Raw genomic sequence first — 16,148 nt, forward strand, 5'->3', positions numbered from 1 at the left:
CGAATCGCCTTCCGAAGAAACCGCCGCAGCGCTGAAGAGGTGCGCATTATAGACCCCCAAAAAACAACGTCAACACCCAGGAAGAATCGAAAAATCTATGCGCGAATAATCTGGAATAAAGCACGCGCGAAGCCGCGGCTGGGTGGCTCACAGTATCTGGAAGACAGACAGCTGGTAATCGGATTCCACTCGCTTGGCTTCGAGAAAATGCAACTTATACACAGCACCATCCGCCTTCATGAATACCGTGTCATCCGCGCCGAGAGCTCCAGGCGGCAGGATGAGGCGCACAGCCTCTCCCTGCTGCGGCGCATCACAGAGCACCGCATCGATGGCGCGCTGCCCGTCATCCACCGTCACCAGCATTGGTTTGCGCGCAAGCAGTTCCAACCCAAGGCCAGCGTGATCGGGCCACATGCGCAGCCGCTGGACAACGGCCAGTTGCCAGCCGTCGCCATCGGTGAAGTGCACCCCAAGGAGTTCTCCGATATCCGGCCAGGCTCCGCTGGGATCGCTGGACGCGAGGACATAAAGGCCGTTGCGACTGAAGTCGCGAGCCTTCCAGGCGCGAACAAGGGCCGGCCGCGATCCACCAAGGACGCCCCTGCACTGCTCAAGTCCACGCGCAACCTCCAGATCCGCGTCCTGCGGGTAGCGGCGCCGCAGGCGCAGCGGTGGCCGGGCCGACCATTGCCGGCGAAGGTATCGGATTGCCGCGAGCACCGTGTCGGCAGGCAGCTTGCCAAGCACCGCCGGCACCTTGCCGGCCAAGAGCTGGGCCTCGAAATCGGCGAGCAGTTCGTCCGCAGACCACGGCACGAAGTAGAGCGCCGCCGCATCGCGCCCGCCAGACTGCCGCACCGGCGGCTGGCCGGACTCGGGGCACACGACATATTGCGGGTGTGGCGCGGGCGTTCTACTCAAGGAGACGAAGGGCAGACAAAGGTCGATGAGGTGAATCAGCACGATCGCAGTCTCGAGATCGAACTGGTCGAGGTGAGCACTGTGATAGGCCACCGCACGCACGTACTCACGCGCGACGCCGGGCACATCCCCTGCCACCAGTGCGGCGGCGTGGGCCTCGCGGTCGTCCGCGTAGAGCGCACCAAGACGGTGCCAGAGCGACTCGTCCGGACTGAATCGATCACAGGCCGACCACTTGAGGGCTTCAACCACGCTCGTTGCCAACCTCAAGCGGACCACGCCGTTGCCTGCGGTGTTTCGGCTCGCCGACGGCACGCACCAATAGGCATCGCACACGGCCAGGGAGGCATCACGCACGCCGGCAAGCCAGCGCCCCCACCATGTCGCATCCCGCACGCTGACATCTTCCGCAACGTGGACCGGGCTGACAGGCGCGGAACGCTCGATGGCAACACGCAGCGCATCGTCAAACGCCGAAGCGATGTAGAGCCCCGCAGCTTCTGCCTTCGGGCTCCCCGGCTTGTACAGGGCGCGCAGCGTCGCGGTGGCAGCTTCGAGACCGACCACGGCATTGCCCCCGCCCGCCAGCACGCCCGCCGGGGTAAAGTCGAGCGCTGTGCCTTTGTTGTCCACCACTGATTCTCCACGACCCGCGGCGCACACGAGGGTCGCCGAGTCACGCCAGTCACCACCTAGGGCCGCCCACCCGGGCGCCAGCAAGGGACCAAGCATGTTGACGCGCGAGCTTAGCACAATGTCCAGATCATATGCGGAGCCTCACGATGACGCTGCACTGCACGCTCGTCCCCTACGAACGATCGTGCGCGGCAGGCAGCGCTTTGCGCGTTAGAATCGGCACTTTTTCAGGACGCTTCGATGCGACAGTACCTCGACCTGATGCGTCACGTGCTTGAACACGGCGACGCCAAGACCGACCGCACGGGAACGGGCACGCTGTCGGTTTTTGGCTGGCAGATGCGCTTTTCGCTACGCGACGGCTTTCCGCTGTTGACCACCAAGAAGCTGCACACCCGCTCGATCATCCACGAACTGCTGTGGTTCCTGCAGGGCGACACGAACATTCGCTACCTTACGGAGAACGGGGTATCGATCTGGGACGAGTGGGCCGATGCCAACGGCGAACTGGGCCCCGTGTATGGCAAGCAGTGGCGACGCTGGGAGACCGCCGACGGTCGCAGCATCGACCAGATCACCCGCCTGATCGACGGCCTCAAGCGCAACCCCGACTCCCGCCGCCACATCGTGTCCGCATGGAACCCGGGCGAAGTCGACAGCATGGCCCTGCCCCCTTGTCACGCGCTGTTCCAGCTCTATGTCGCCAATGGCCGGCTGTCCTGCCAGCTTTACCAGCGCAGCGCGGACATCTTTCTTGGCGTGCCTTTCAACATCGCCTCCTACGCGCTGCTCACGCACATGATTGCGCAGGTGTGCGACTTCGAAGTGGGCGACTTCATCTGGACCGGCGGCGACTGCCACCTTTACATGAACCACCTTGACCAGGCGCGCGAGCAGCTTGGTCGCGCACCGCGCGCGCTGCCGCGCTTGAAGCTGAATCCGGCGGTGAAGGACATCTTCGCCTTTAGCTTCGAGGATTTCAGCCTCGAGGGCTATGACCCACATCCTCACATCAAGGCGGCCGTTGCCGTATGAGCAAGAGACCTGAAATCGTCATCGTCGCTGCGCTGGCCCGCAATGGCGTGATCGGCCGCGACAATGGCCTGCCCTGGCGGCTGAAGGCCGACCTGCAGCATTTTCGCGCGCTCACCATGGGCCACCCCATCCTGATGGGCCGCAATACCTGGGAGTCACTCGGCCGCCCGCTGCCGGGGCGGCGCAACCTGGTGGTCACGCGCGACGCCGGATTCAAGGCGGATGGCGCCGAAGTCTTCACTGACCCCGAGGCCGCGATCGCCGCCGCTGTGGACGCCGAATGCCTGTTCGTGATCGGTGGCGCGCAACTCTACAAAACGCTGTTTTCGCGCGCCGAGCGGCTGGTGTTGACCGAGGTCTGGGCCGACGTCGAAGGCGACGCGCACTTCCCGATGTTCGACCGTTCGGACTTCGTCGAGGAGCGCCGCGACGTCCGCACCGCGGACGCCGACAACGAGTACGACTACGACTTCGTGGAATACCGCCGCCGCTGAAGGGCGGCGCCGCACGCACCTCCTTACGCACGAAGGGCCGCAAACTTGCGGCCCTCCGCTTTTCCGCCCCGGCGCAGGCGATCAGTCGGCGACGCAATCCACGTGATAGCGCCCGTCCTCGCCCTTCACCAGGCCGTGGATGTCGGTCTCGAAACCGGGGAAACGCGCGTTGAAATCGCGTGCGAACTTCAGGTAGCGGACGATCGTCGCATTGAAGCGCTCGCCCGGGATCAGCAGCGGGATGCCCGGCGGGTAGGGCGTGACCAGCATCGCGGTGACGCGCCCTTCGAGCTCGTCCAGTGCCACGCGCTCGATCTCGCGGTGGGCCATCTTGGAAAAGGCATCGGCCGGCTTCATCGCCGGCACCATGTCCGACAGGTACATCTCGGTCGTCAGGCGGGCGATGTCGTGCGATTTGTAGAAACTGTGGATCTGGTTGCACAGATCCTTCAGGCCCACGCGCTCGTAGCGCGGATGCTTGGCGATGAACTCGGGCATCACGCGCCATAGCGGCTGGTTGCGATCGTAATCGTCCTTGAACTGCTGCAACTCGGTCACCATGGTGTTCCAGCGGCCCTTGGTGATGCCGATGGTGAACATGATGAAAAACGAATACAGGCCGGTCTTCTCGACGATGATGCCGTGCTCGGCCAGGTACTTGGTAACGATCGCCGCCGGGATGCCGGTATGTTCGGCAAAGTCGCCGTCCATGTTGAGGCCCGGGGTGATGATCGTGGCCTTGATCGGGTCGAGGATGTTGAAGCCCTCGGCCAGCTCGCCGAAGCCGTGCCAGCGCTCGCCCGCCTTCAGCGTCCAGTCCTCGCGGCTGCCGATGCCCTCTTCGGCCAGGAACTCCGGCCCCCACACCTTGAACCACCAGTCGTCGTCGCCGAATTCGGCATCGACCTTGCGCATCGCACGGCGGAACTCGACCGCTTCCGAAAGCGATTCGTTGACCAGCGCAGTGCCGCCGGGCGCCTCCATCATCGCCGCCGCCACGTCGCAGGACGCGATGATCGCGTACTGCGGCGAGGTCGAGGTGTGCATCAGGTAGGCCTCGTTGAAGATGTCGCGGTCGAGCTTACGCGTCTGCGAGTCCTGCACCAGGATCTGCGAAGCCTGGCTGAGGCCGGCCAGCAACTTGTGGGTGGACTGGGTCGAGAACACCATCGACTCACGACAACGCGGACGATCCTCGCCGATCGCGTGGTAATCGCCATAGAAGTCGTGGAAGGCCGCATGTGGCAGCCAGGCCTCGTCGAAGTGCAGGGTGTCGATCTCGCCGTCGAGCATGTCCTTGATGGTCTCGACGTTGTACACCACGCCGTCGTAGGTCGACTGGGTGATGGTCAGGATGCGCGGTTTCTTGCTCTTGGCCTCGCGCGCGAACGGATTGGCGTCGATCTTCTTCTGGATGTTCTCGATCGCGAACTCCTCGAGCGGGATCGGGCCGATGATGCCGTAGTGATTGCGCGTCGGCGTCAGGAACACCGGCACCGCGCCGGTCATGATGATCGAGTGGAGGATGGATTTGTGGCAGTTGCGGTCGACGACGACGATGTCGCCGGGCGCGACCGTCGTGTGCCACACCATCTTGTTCGACGTCGAGGTTCCGTTGGTGACGAAGTAAAGATGGTCGCAGTTGAAGATGCGCGCCGCGTTGCGCTCCGAGGCCGCCACCGGGCCGGTGTGATCGAGCAGCTGGCCGAGCTCGTCGACCGCGTTGCACACGTCCGCGCGCAGCATGTTCTCGCCGAAGAACTGGTGGAACATCTGCCCCACCGGACTCTTCAGGAAGGCGACGCCGCCCGAGTGCCCCGGGCAGTGCCACGAATAGGAGCTGTCGGCGGCGTAGTGCGTCAGCGCGCGGAAGAAGGGCGGTGCCAGCGAATCGAGATAGTTCTTCGCCTCACGCACGACGTAACGCGCGATGAACTCCGGCGTGTCCTCGAACATGTGAATGAACCCATGCATCTCGCGCAGCACGTCATTGGGGATGTGACGCGTGGTACGCGTCTCGCCGTGCAGGAAGATCGGAATGTCGGCGTTGCGCAGGCGAATTTCCTGGACGAAGGCGCGCAGGCCTGCGATGGCCTTGTCGGACGCCTCAGGCGACGAAAACTCCTCGTCGTCGATCGACAGGATGAAGGCAGAGCCGCGGCTCTGCTGCTGGGCGAAGGAGGTGAGGTCGCCGTAGCTGGTCACCCCCAGCACCTCGATGCCCTCTTCCTCGATCGCCTTGGCGAGCGCGCGGATCCCCAGGCCCGAGGTGTTCTCCGAGCGGAAGTCCTCGTCGATGATGATGATGGGGAAGTGGAATCTCATCCTGGTCGTCTCCAGCGGGGTCCTTGCGGGACGGACAAAGCGGGCAGTTTACTCGTCGAGCGTTGCCTGCGCGTTACCGAAAGTGGTTCGAAAAAGCACAAGGGGCCGTCAGGCGGCCCCGTGGATGCAGTAGTGGCGCACGCCGGCGATCAGATCTTGGGCAGGGTGACGCCGGTCTGGCCGAGGTACTTGCCACCCCGGTCCCTGTAGGACGTCTCGCACACCTCGTCGGACTCGAAGAACAGCATCTGCGCGACGCCCTCATTGGCGTAGATCTTTGCCGGCAGGGGCGTCGTGTTCGAGAACTCGAGTGTCACATGCCCCTCCCACTCGGGCTCGAGCGGTGTGACGTTGACGATGATGCCGCAGCGCGCGTAGGTGCTCTTGCCCAGGCACACCGTCAGCACGCTGCGCGGGATGCGAAAGTACTCGACCGTGCGCGCCAGAGCGAAGGAATTGGGCGGGATGATGCAGACGTCGCCGGTGAAATCGACGAAGTTGCGCGCGTCGAAGTCCTTCGGGTCGACGATCGTCGAGTTGATGTTGGTGAAGATCTTGAATTCGTTCGCGACGCGCACGTCGTAGCCGTAGCTCGAGGTGCCGTAGGACACGATGCGGCCGCTGTCGTTGCTGCGCACCAACTCCGGCGCGAAGGGCTCGATCATGCCGGCCTCTTGGGCCATGCGGCGGATCCACTTGTCGGACTTGATGGACATCGGCGCGCTTCCAGTGCGGCCCGGAGGCCAGTTCAAAGACGCGAGAGTTTAGGCCAAGCGCCGCGCCGGCGAAAGAGTGTCGCCGTCGAGGCGTGCTGCAATGCAACAGCCTCGACACCGCGCGGCCCGCCCTCGAGCCGCGTCAATCGTGCTCACGTGCTCTTGATGACGATGTTGGGAAACTTGTGCGTCATGTCCTTCGACTTCTCGGCGATGCGCACCGCCACCTTGCGCGCGATCTCCTTGTACAGGGCAGCAATGCGGCCATCAGGATCGGCCACCACGGTCGGCGCACCGCTGTCGGCCTCGGTGCGGATCTGGATGTCGAGCGGCAGCGCCCCGAGGAAGGGGATGCCGTAGTCGGCGCACAACTTCTCGCCACCGCCATGGCCGAAGATGTGCTCCTCGTGGCCGCACTTCGAACAGATGTGGATGCTCATGTTCTCGACTACGCCGAGGATGGGCACGCCCACCTTCTCGAACATCTTCAGGCCCTTGCGCGCATCGAGCAGGGCGATGTCCTGCGGCGTGGTGACGATGACCGCGCCGGTCACCGGCACGCTCTGCGACAAGGTGAGCTGGATGTCGCCCGTGCCCGGCGGCATGTCGATGACCAGATAGTCGAGGTCGTGCCAGGCGGTGTCCTTGAGCATCTGGTTGAGTGCCTGCGTCGCCATCGGGCCACGCCACACCATCGGCGTATCCTGCTCGATCAGGAAGCCGATCGACATCGCCTGCAGCCCGTAGGCCTCGAGCGGGATCATGCTCTTGCCATCGTCCGACATCGGACGCTGGTCGCCGATGCCCAGCATCTGCGGTTGCGAAGGCCCGTAGATGTCCGCATCCAGGATGCCCACGCGCGCGCCCTCGGCCGCCAGCGCCAGCGCCAGGTTCACCGCGGTCGTGCTCTTGCCGACGCCGCCCTTGCCCGACGCTACGGCGATGATGTTGCGCACGCCCGGCAACAGCTTCACGCCCTGCTGTACCGCGTGCGCCACCACCTTGCTGCTGACGCGCGCCTCGACCGCCGACACGCCGGGCAGCTTGCCCAGCGCCGTGGTGAGCAGCGCGCGGATCGGCTCGTGCTGGCTCCTGGCCGGATAGCCGAGCTCGACGTCAAAGCGCACGCTGCCGCCCTCGACGACCAGGTTGCGAATGCAGCGGCCGCTGACGAAGTCCTTGCCCGTGTTCGGGTCGATGACCTGCCGGAGCGCTTCGGTTACGGTTTCCTGATCAAGACTCATCGCGTTTTCCTCGATAATCGCTAGACCCGCTGCCGGGTGAAAGTCGCCGAATCATACCGGAGCGCGGCGTTTGACTCACCCGCGCCGGCAACAGGGTTTCCCCTGCCGGCACGGCCCTCGGCTCCGGGCCCAGACCATACTTTCTCACCACCCGCCATTCATGAATCCGTTGCACGCCACCTCCCGCCTGTGCGCCAGTCTCGCCGTACTCGTGCTCGCCGCCTGCGCGACCCCAGGCCCCGGCCCGAGCAGCGCCGGGGACGACCCGATCCATCGCCATGCCCTGGTGCGCACGACCAGCCCCGCGCCCGATTGGGCGGCGCTTCGTGCAGAGCTGGTCGCCGTGGCCGCCACGCTGCCCGGCATCGAGATCAGCCCGGTGGACCACCAGGGCATCAACCTGCAGATTCCCGTCGCCGACGGCTTCCCCTCCGGCAGCACCGAGATCCGGCCCTCGCTCGCGCGCGCCCTCGACGCCATCGCGCCCATCCTTGCGGGCAGGCCAGGCGCCGCGGTGCAGGTGATCGGACACACCGACAGTCAGGGCAGCGAAATGGTCAATCTGCGGCTGTCGATCGCCCGCGCCGAGGCCGTCGTTGAGCATCTGCGCCAGCGCGGCATCGGGCTCGAGCGCCTCAACGCAGACGGCCGTGGCGAGGCCGACCCGCTCACCAGCAACGCCACCGAGGAGGGTCGAGCGCGCAATCGCCGGGTCGAACTGCTGCTACGCAACATGCCGTGATCCCCGACCGGGGTCGCGGTCCGACGCCGCGCCCGCGGGACACCGTCCACGCGCGGACGCGGTCCGCCGTACGTCGTGGCCGGCGTTTGATAAACTCGCGGTCTTTGATCCGCGCCAACCGACCATGTCCCGCAAGCTCCTCGTCACCAACGCCCTGCCCTACGCCAACGGCGACATCCACCTCGGCCACCTGGTGGGCTACATCCAGGCCGACATCTGGGTGCGCTACCAGCGCATGCGCGGCCATTCGGTGCACTACGTCTGTGCGGACGACACCCACGGCACGCCGGTCATGCTGCGCGCCGAGAAGGAAGGCCTCACCCCCGAGCAGCTCATCGCGCGCGTGCATGGCGAGCACCTGCGCGACTTCACCGCCTTCGGCGTCGCCTTCGACAACTACCACTCCACGCACAGCAGCGAGAACCGCTTCTACGCCGAGGACATCTACGCCAAGCTCAAGGCCGGTGGTCTCATCGACACGCGCTCGATCGAGCAGTACTACGACCCGGTCAAGGAGATGTTCCTGCCCGACCGCTTCATCAAGGGCGAGTGCCCCAAGTGCGGCGCCGCCGACCAGTACGGCGACAACTGCGAGGCCTGCGGCGCGGCCTATGCGCCCACCGAGCTCAAGAACCCGTACTCGGCGGTGTCCGGCGCCAAGCCGGTGCTGAAAGCCTCCGAGCATTACTTCTTCCGCCTGTCGGACGAACGCGCGGTCACCTTCCTGCGCGAATGGACGCGCGGCACCAACGCCGCCGGCGAACGCCGCCTGCAGGCGGAGGCCGCCAACAAGATGAAGGAGTGGCTCGGCGAGGCCGGCGAGAACATGCTCTCCGATTGGGACATCTCGCGCGACGCGCCCTACTTCGGCTTCGAGATCCCGGGTGCGCCGGGCAAGTACTTCTACGTCTGGCTGGACGCGCCGATCGGCTACCTCGCCAGCTTCCGCAACCTCGCCGCCAAGCGCGCCGCCGCGGGCGAGACGATTGCCGTCGAGGACTACACCGACGCCGCCCGCGCCACCGCCGCCGGCACCGAGATGGTGCACTTCATCGGCAAGGACATCCTCTACTTTCACGCCCTGTTCTGGCCCGCGATGCTGAAGTTCGCCGGCTACGCCACGCCCAGCCAGCTCTGCGTCAACGGCTTCCTCACCGTCGATGGCGCCAAGATGAGCAAGAGCCGCGGCACCTTCATCACCGCGCATTCCTACATCACGCAGAAGCTCAACCCAGAGTGGCTGCGCTACTACTTCGCCGGCAAGTCGAACGGCACCATGGAAGACGTCGACCTCAACCTCGACGACATGATCGCCAAGGTCAACGCCGACCTCGTCGGCAAGTTCGTGAACATCGCCAGCCGCTGCGCGGGCTTCATCGGCAAGCGCTTCGAGGGCAAGCTGAGCGAGGTCGATGCCGCTGCCTGTGCCGAGTTCGCCGCGGCCTGGACCGAGAGTCGCATCGCCGCCGCCTATGACGAGCGCGACTACAGCCGCGCGCTGCGCGAGATCATGCGCCTGGCCGATGTCGCCAATCAGTACGTCAACGACCACAAGCCGTGGGAGCTCGCCAAGCAGGAAGGCCAGGAGGCCCGCCTGCACGCGGTGTGCAGCACCGCGCTGACCATGTTCCGCGACCTCGCCCGCTACCTCAAGCCGGTGCTGCCGGCGCTGGCCGCGCAGGTCGAGGCCTTCCTCGCCATCCCGGCGATGGACTGGCAGGGTGACTGGTCGGCGCTGCCCGCCGGCCACGCCATCCAGGCCTACAGCCACCTGATGACCCGCGTCGAGCGCAAGCAGATCGACGCGCTCCTCGAAGCCAATCGTGAGTCGCTCGCGCCTGCCGCCGCCGCACCGGCCAAGGAGACCGCGGTGGTCAAGGTCGCCTCCTCGCAGCAGCGCCACGCCGAGAAGCAGCAGCACGCCGCACAGGCGGCCGAGACGCCCTCGGCCCACATCTCGATCGACGACTTCACCAAGGTCGACCTGCGCATCGCGAAGATCGTCAACGCCGAGCACGTCGAGGGTGCGGACAAGCTGATCCGCCTCGCGCTCGACATCGGCGAGACCGACGCGGCTGGCCAGCCGAAGCCGCGCCAGGTCTTTGCCGGCATCAAGTCGGCCTATGATCCGGCCACGCTGATCGGACGCATGACGGTGATGGTCGCCAACCTGGCGCCGCGCAAGATGAAGTTCGGCATGAGCGAGGGCATGGTGCTCGCCGCCTCCGATGCAGACGGCAACACCCCCGGCCTCTTCATCCTGTCGCCCGACGCCGGTGCCCTGCCCGGCATGAAGGTCAAGTAAGTCGCCGCCTCATGCCGCTCACGCCCTCGAAACGCTGGATGGTGCTGCACCACGCGGGTCGAGGGCGGCTGTCTCCCTAGCGCCGCCCACCCGGGCGGCCTTGCAAGCCTCATCCAGATTGCAACGGAGTCAGCATGAAGATCCAGTTCCGCCCCAAGCTCCTCGACACCCTGCATGGCTACGACCGCGCCAGCATTGCGGGGGACATCTCCGCCGGCATCACCGTCGGCGTGCTCGCCCTGCCACTGGCGATGGCCTTCGCCATCGCCTCGGGCATGTCGCCCACCGCCGGCATCTGGACGGCCATCGTCGCCGGCTTCCTGATTTCCCTGCTCGGCGGCTCCAAGGTGCAGATCGGTGGCCCCACCGGCGCCTTCATCCCCATCATCTACGCCATCGTCGTCGACCATGGCGTGCAGAACCTGCTCATCGCCACCATGATGTCGGGCGTGCTGCTGTTCGCCATGGGCGCACTGCGCCTGGGCAGCATGATCCGCTTCATCCCGCTGTCGGTGGTGATCGGCTTCACCAACGGCATCGCAGTGGTGATCTTCATCTCGCAGATCAAGGATTTCCTCGGGCTCGAGGTCGATAACCTGCCGGGCGAGTTCTTCGCCAAGATGGAAGCGCTGTGGGCCGCGCTGCCGAGCATCGACGCCGCCACCGTCGCCGTCGCCACGGTGTCGCTGGCCATCCTGGTGGGCTGGAACCGGCAGGCGAAACGCACCGCCTGGATGCGCCGCCTGCCCGGCCCACTGGCAGTGCTGATCATCATGACCGCGGTGAATGCCCTGTTCGCCTTGCCGGTCGACACCATTGGCAGCCGCTTCGGCGGCATCCCGCAGGAGATCCCGGCCTTCGGCCTGCCCGAGCTGAGCCTGGGCACACTGGGCAAGCTGATCACGCCGGCGCTGACCATCGCGCTGCTGGGGGCGATCGAGTCGCTGCTGTCGGCCCGCGTCGCCGACAGCCAGATCGACGACCGCCACGACCCCAACCAGGAGCTGATGGCCCAGGGCGTGGCCAACGTCGCCGCCCCGCTGTTCGGCGGCTTCGCCGCCACCGGCGCCATCGCGCGTACCGCGACCAACATCCGCAGCGGCGGTCGCACCCCGGTCGCCGGCATGATCCACGCCGCTGTCCTGCTCGCCATCGTGCTCGCGCTGGCGCCGCTGGCCAGCCACATCCCGCTCGCGACACTGTCGGCGATCGTCGTCATCGTCGCCATCAACATGGGCGAGTGGCATGCCTTCGCCCCCAGAGAGCTGGCGCGCTACTCGCTGCAGTACCGCACCATCCTGCTTGGCACCTTCTTCATCACCGTGCTGTTCGACCTCACCCTGGCGGTCGAGATCGGCATGGCGCTGGCAAGCCTGTTCTTCATCTACCGCATGTCCGACCTCACCCGCATCGAGCGCGTGCCGCTCGAGGACTACTACGGCGCCGGGGCGGTCTCGCGCGAGGACGGCACACCGCGCATCCTCGCCTACAAGATGTTCGGCAGCCTGTTCTTCGGCGCCGCCAACAAGCTCGAAAACCTGCTGCTGATGCAGCACGGCCATCCGGATGTGGTCATCCTCGACATGGACAAGGTCATCAGTATTGACACCACAGGCCTCGACATCCTGCAGACCCTGCACCGCAACCTCGGCAAGCGCGGCGCCTACCTGGTACTGTGCGGATTGAACTCGCAGCCTGGTTCGCTCGTCTTCCGTTCGGGTTTCCTCGACCAGCTCGGCGACGAGAACGTCGCCGAAAACCTCACCGCCGCGCTGATGCGCGCCCAGCACCTGAGCGGCAAGGACCCGGAGATCGCCTATGCCTGAAGAAGCCAAGCCGCCTCAGCCGACCGAGATCAGCAGCCGCCGGCTCGACATCCATGGCCGCGTGCAGGGTGTGTGGTACCGCGCCAGTGCGCAGGCCGAGGCGACGCGGCTCGGCCTGCGTGGCTGGGTGCGCAATCGTCATGACGGCCGTGTCGAGGCGCTGCTCATCGGCGAGCTGGCCGCGATCGAAGCCTTCATCGACTGGGCGTACCAGGGGCCGCCCAAGGCCGAAGTCACCCGCATCGAGATCAGCGCCGCCGACGCGGAAGCCACCGAGGGCTTCGAGCAACGCCCGACCGCGTGAACGCCACGCGGCAGGCTGCCGCCGCGGAAAGATATCAAGCCGGATAGACGACCTCGACCGCCTCAGGGGGCAGCCACTCGCGCAGGCTCTCTAGCAGCGCATCGTCCGGGCGCACCCGCCAGCCATCCCCCAAGGGCAGATCGGCCTCGGCGGCCTCGTTGCGGTAGCTGACACGGATCGGGCAGCCGCCTTCACGGAAGGGCTCGAGCAGGGTCTGCAGCTTGCCGGCCGCGGCCACCGGCCCGCCGCTGCTGCCAACCTCGCCATTGATGCGCAATTGCAGCGCGCGCGCAAAGCGGCTGCGCGCCTCACCGAGGGTCAGGATGCGATCGGCAATGATGCGCAGGCCACCCGAGAAGTCGTCGTTGCTGACCTTGGCCTCGACCACGACCACCTCGTCGGTGACGATCTTGCCGCGGCTGGCCTCCAGCACCTCGGAATACACCGTGACCTCGCGCGGCTCGGTGCCGTCGTCGATCTGCACGAAGGCCATCTTGCCGCGGTTGCCGACCTTGGTGCGCTGCTCCATGACCACGCCGGCGAGCAGGGTGAGGTCGCGCGAGGGTTCGATCTGGGCCAACGTGCGGCGCACGAAGCGGCGCACCTCGGCTTTGAAGGCGTTGAAGGGATGGCCGGAGAGGAAGAAGCCGATCGCGAGCTTCTCTTCCTTCAGCCGCTCGCGCTCGCCCCACGGGCGGATGCGGGCGAACTGGGGGGCGGCGCCGGCCGCCTCCGGCAGCATGTCGAACAGCCCGCCCTGCATCGCATTGGCCGCGGCCTGCTCGGCCGCCTCCATCGCCAGCGCCACGGTCGCCATCAGTTGCGCGCGGTCCAGTCCTTCGTGCCCCTCCAGCGTGTCCATCGCCCCGGCGCGGATCAGGGCCTCGATCACCCGGCGGTTCACCATGCGGCGGTCGACGCGCTCGCAGAACTCGAACAGGTCGCGGAACTCGCCACCCTTGTCGCGCGCACCCAGGATCGCCCTCACCGCCGGCTCGCCGACCCCCTTCACCGCCCCCAGGCCGTAGCGGATGGTCTTGCGATCCACCGGCACGAAGCGGTAATCGGAGGCGTTCACATCCGGCGGCAGCACCGCGATGCCGTTGGCGAGCGTGTCCTCGTAGAAGATCTTGACCGTGTCGGTGTTGTCCAGGTCGGACGACATCGTCGCCGCCATGAAGGCCGCGCAGTGGTGCGCCTTGAGCCAGGCGGTGTGGTAGGTGACGACCGCGTAGGCGGCGGTGTGCGACTTGTTGAAGCCGTACTCCGCGAACTTGGTCATCAGGTCGAAGAGCTGCTCGGCCAGCGCCGGGTCATAGCCCTTCTGCTTCGCGCCCTCGGCGATGGTGGCGCGGTGCTTGGCCATCTCGTCGGCCTTCTTCTTGCCCATCGCCCGGCGCAGCATGTCGGCGCCGCCAAGCGTGTAGCCGCCGATGATCTGGGAGATCTGCATCACCTGTTCCTGGTACACGATGACGCCGTAGGTCGGTTCCAGGCAGGCTTTCAGGTCGGGGTGGAAGTAGTCGATCTCCTGCTGGCCCTTCTTGCGCAGGATGAAGTCGTCCACCATGCCCGAACCCAGCGGACCCGGCCGATAGAGCGCGAGCACCGCGATGATGTCCTCGAAGCGGTCGGGCGCGAGCTTCTTCAGCAGCTTCTTCATGCCGTCCGATTCGACCTGGAAGATCGCCGTGGTGTTGGCGTCCTTCAGGACCTGATAGGCGGCGGGGTCCTCGAAACCCAGGCTCATCAGGTCGGGGCGGCTGCCGGTCATGCGCGCGATGTATTCGAGCGCCAGCTCGATGATGGTGAGGTTGCGCAGGCCCAGGAAGTCGAACTTCACCAGGCCGACGGCCTCGACGTCGTCCTTGTCGAACTGCGACACCGGCGTGGCGTCGTCACCGTCGGCGATGTAGAGCGGGCAGAAGTCGGTGAGCTTGCCGGGCGCGATCAGCACGCCGCCGGCGTGCATGCCGACGTTGCGCGACAGGCCTTCGAGCGGCTGCGCCAGCCCCCACAGGGTCTGGATGGCCTCGCCGTCGTTGCCGTCCTTCATCATCTCGCCGATCTGCGGCTCCATCTCGTAGGCCTTGTTCAGCGAGACGGGCTTGGCGCCCTCGATCGGGATCAGCTTGGAGAGGCGGTCGCACAGGCCGTAAGGCAGGTCGAGCACGCGGCCGACGTCGCGGACCACCGCCTTCGAGGCCATGGTGCCGAAGGTGGCGATCTGGCTCACGGCGTCCTTGCCGTAGCGCTCGCGCACATACTCGATGACGCGGTAGCGGTTGTCCTGGCAGAAGTCGATGTCGAAGTCGGGCATCGACACGCGCTCGGGGTTCAGGAAGCGCTCGAACAGCAGCGCGTACTCCAGCGGGTCGAGGTCGGTGATGTCGAGCGAATAGGCCACCAGCGAGCCGGCGCCCGAGCCGCGGCCCGGGCCGACCGGCACACCGTTCTTCTTGCCCCAGCGGATGAAGTCCGCAACGATCAGGAAGTAGCCGGGGAAGCCCATCTGGATGATGGTGTCGGTCTCGAACTTGAGCCGCTCCTCGTAGCGCGGGCGCTGTTTCTCGCGCTCCTCGGAGTCGGGATAGAGCTGGGCAAGGCGGCGCTCGAGGCCGTCCTTGGCTTCCTGCACGAGGAAGTCGTCCAGCGTCATGCCGTCGGGCGTCGGGAACAGCGGCAGGAAGTTCTTGCCGAGCTGCACCGTCAGCGAGCAGCGGCGGGCGATCTCGACCGCGTTCTCGAGCGCCTCGGGGAGGTCGGCGAAGAGCGCGCACATCTCGGCCTGGCTCTTGAGGTACTGCTCTTCGGTGAACTCGCGCGGGCGGCGCTTGTCCGCCAGCACGTAGCCCTGCGCGATGCACACCCGTGCCTCATGGGCCTGGAAATCCTCGCGCTTCAGGAACTGCACCGGGTGGGTCGCCACCACCGGCAGCCCGAGGCGGCCGGCGATGTCCACCGCGTGGCGGATGTAACCCTCGGTGCCCGGATGGCCGGCGCGCTGGACCTCGATGTAGAAGGCATCGGGAAACAGGCGCGCCCAGTCGGCGGCGAGCTGCTCGGCGAGCGCCAGGTTGCCGGCGGCGATCGCCGTGCCGACGTCGCCGCTCATCGCGCCGGACAGGCACAGCAACTCGCTCGCCGCGCCGCCCTCGAACCAGGCGCGGCGCATCTCGGCGCGGCCGCGGTACTTGTTCTCCATGTAGGCGCGCGTCAGCAGCTCGCACAGCTGGCCATAGCCCGCCCGGTTGCGGCAGATCAGCAGCACCCGGTGGGGCTTGTCGCGCTCGGCCTCGTTCTGGATCCAGGCATCAACGCCGACGATGGGCTTGACGCCCTTGCCGCGCGCGCCCTTGTAGAACTTGACCATGCCGAACAGGTTGGCCAGATCGGACACGCCGAGCGCCGGCATGCCATCGGCCGCGACGGCGGCGATCGCCTGGTCGAGCTGGACGATGCCGTCGGTGATCGAGTATTCGGAGTGAAGTCGGAGGTGGACGAAGCGGGGTTCGGCCAAAGAGCGGTCAGGGGCATTCATGCGCGGGATTTTACCCGAGGCTACCGGCCTATCCGCGCCTGATCAGCCTGATTGGC

The 16,148-nt window shown here is 66.3% G+C and carries 11 protein-coding genes; 6 read left to right on the forward strand and 5 right to left on the reverse strand.

The annotated features are described in order from the left end of the window. Positions 1-147 precede the first annotated feature (147 nt). Complete coding sequence (locus ACMV5O_RS18045) at positions 148-1,557, reverse strand: hypothetical protein (protein WP_416164776.1); 1,410 nt, start codon at positions 1,555-1,557, stop codon at positions 148-150. 243 nt (positions 1,558-1,800) lie between these two features. Between ACMV5O_RS18045 and ACMV5O_RS18050 the strand changes: the two genes are divergently transcribed. Further along, positions 1,801-2,595, forward strand: coding sequence for a thymidylate synthase (locus tag ACMV5O_RS18050; protein WP_416164777.1), 795 nt, complete (start codon positions 1,801-1,803; stop codon positions 2,593-2,595). Then, positions 2,592-3,089, forward strand: a complete 498-nt coding sequence (locus tag ACMV5O_RS18055; RefSeq protein WP_416164778.1) for a dihydrofolate reductase — start codon at positions 2,592-2,594, stop codon at positions 3,087-3,089. Before ACMV5O_RS18050 ends, ACMV5O_RS18055 begins: the two co-directional genes overlap by 4 nt. Before the next feature lie 81 nt (positions 3,090-3,170). On the opposite strand, the gene ACMV5O_RS18060 is transcribed toward ACMV5O_RS18055, so the two are convergent. From ACMV5O_RS18060 to apbC, 3 genes are all read right to left on the reverse strand, one after another. Then, complete coding sequence (locus ACMV5O_RS18060; protein ID WP_416164779.1) at positions 3,171-5,414, reverse strand: Orn/Lys/Arg decarboxylase N-terminal domain-containing protein; 2,244 nt, start codon at positions 5,412-5,414, stop codon at positions 3,171-3,173. Between the two features lie 149 nt (positions 5,415-5,563). Beyond that, positions 5,564-6,130 (reverse strand): dCTP deaminase, encoded by a 567-nt coding sequence (gene dcd / locus ACMV5O_RS18065; protein ID WP_324540670.1) that lies wholly within the window; start codon positions 6,128-6,130, stop codon positions 5,564-5,566. A gap of 152 nt (positions 6,131-6,282) precedes the next feature. After that, a complete protein-coding gene (gene apbC, locus ACMV5O_RS18070; protein WP_416164780.1) occupies positions 6,283-7,374 on the reverse strand; it encodes an iron-sulfur cluster carrier protein ApbC in 1,092 nt (363 codons plus the stop codon). A 160-nt stretch (positions 7,375-7,534) separates the two neighbouring features. Between apbC and ACMV5O_RS18075 the strand changes: the two genes are divergently transcribed. From ACMV5O_RS18075 to ACMV5O_RS18090, 4 genes are all read left to right on the forward strand, one after another. Then, positions 7,535-8,116, forward strand: a complete 582-nt coding sequence (locus ACMV5O_RS18075; RefSeq protein WP_416164781.1) for an OmpA family protein — start codon at positions 7,535-7,537, stop codon at positions 8,114-8,116. A 124-nt stretch (positions 8,117-8,240) separates the two neighbouring features. Beyond that, on the forward strand, positions 8,241-10,421 hold the full coding sequence (gene metG / locus ACMV5O_RS18080; protein WP_416164782.1) for a methionine--tRNA ligase: 2,181 nt from the start codon (positions 8,241-8,243) through the stop codon (positions 10,419-10,421). A gap of 134 nt (positions 10,422-10,555) precedes the next feature. Further along, entirely contained in the window at positions 10,556-12,247 is a 1,692-nt protein-coding gene (locus ACMV5O_RS18085; protein WP_416164783.1) for a SulP family inorganic anion transporter, read from the forward strand. Then, the gene (locus tag ACMV5O_RS18090; protein ID WP_416164784.1) at positions 12,240-12,551 is read left to right on the forward strand and encodes an acylphosphatase; all 312 of its coding nucleotides are present in this window, start codon (positions 12,240-12,242) and stop codon (positions 12,549-12,551) included. The genes ACMV5O_RS18085 and ACMV5O_RS18090 overlap by 8 nt, the downstream gene beginning before the upstream one ends. Before the next feature lie 34 nt (positions 12,552-12,585). On the opposite strand, the gene dnaE is transcribed toward ACMV5O_RS18090, so the two are convergent. Further along, positions 12,586-16,092, reverse strand: a complete 3,507-nt coding sequence (gene dnaE, locus ACMV5O_RS18095; RefSeq protein ID WP_416164785.1) for a DNA polymerase III subunit alpha — start codon at positions 16,090-16,092, stop codon at positions 12,586-12,588. Between the last annotated feature and the right edge of the window lie 56 nt (positions 16,093-16,148).

Origin of the sequence: Thauera sp. WH-1 (assembly GCF_047806685.1) — a bacterium.
Classification (GTDB): domain Bacteria; phylum Pseudomonadota; class Gammaproteobacteria; order Burkholderiales; family Rhodocyclaceae; genus Thauera.

Coding starts and splice junctions, on each gene's coding strand:
- dcd (WP_324540670.1), bottom strand. CDS start 6,130: ATGTCCATCAAGTCCGACAAGTGGATCCGCCGCATGGCCCAAGAGGCC.
- ACMV5O_RS18090 (WP_416164784.1), top strand. CDS start 12,240: ATGCCTGAAGAAGCCAAGCCGCCTCAGCCGACCGAGATCAGCAGCCGC.
- ACMV5O_RS18055 (WP_416164778.1), top strand. CDS start 2,592: ATGAGCAAGAGACCTGAAATCGTCATCGTCGCTGCGCTGGCCCGCAAT.
- dnaE (WP_416164785.1), bottom strand. CDS start 16,092: ATGAATGCCCCTGACCGCTCTTTGGCCGAACCCCGCTTCGTCCACCTC.
- apbC (WP_416164780.1), bottom strand. CDS start 7,374: ATGAGTCTTGATCAGGAAACCGTAACCGAAGCGCTCCGGCAGGTCATC.
- ACMV5O_RS18085 (WP_416164783.1), top strand. CDS start 10,556: ATGAAGATCCAGTTCCGCCCCAAGCTCCTCGACACCCTGCATGGCTAC.
- ACMV5O_RS18075 (WP_416164781.1), top strand. CDS start 7,535: ATGAATCCGTTGCACGCCACCTCCCGCCTGTGCGCCAGTCTCGCCGTA.
- ACMV5O_RS18050 (WP_416164777.1), top strand. CDS start 1,801: ATGCGACAGTACCTCGACCTGATGCGTCACGTGCTTGAACACGGCGAC.
- ACMV5O_RS18060 (WP_416164779.1), bottom strand. CDS start 5,414: ATGAGATTCCACTTCCCCATCATCATCATCGACGAGGACTTCCGCTCG.
- metG (WP_416164782.1), top strand. CDS start 8,241: ATGTCCCGCAAGCTCCTCGTCACCAACGCCCTGCCCTACGCCAACGGC.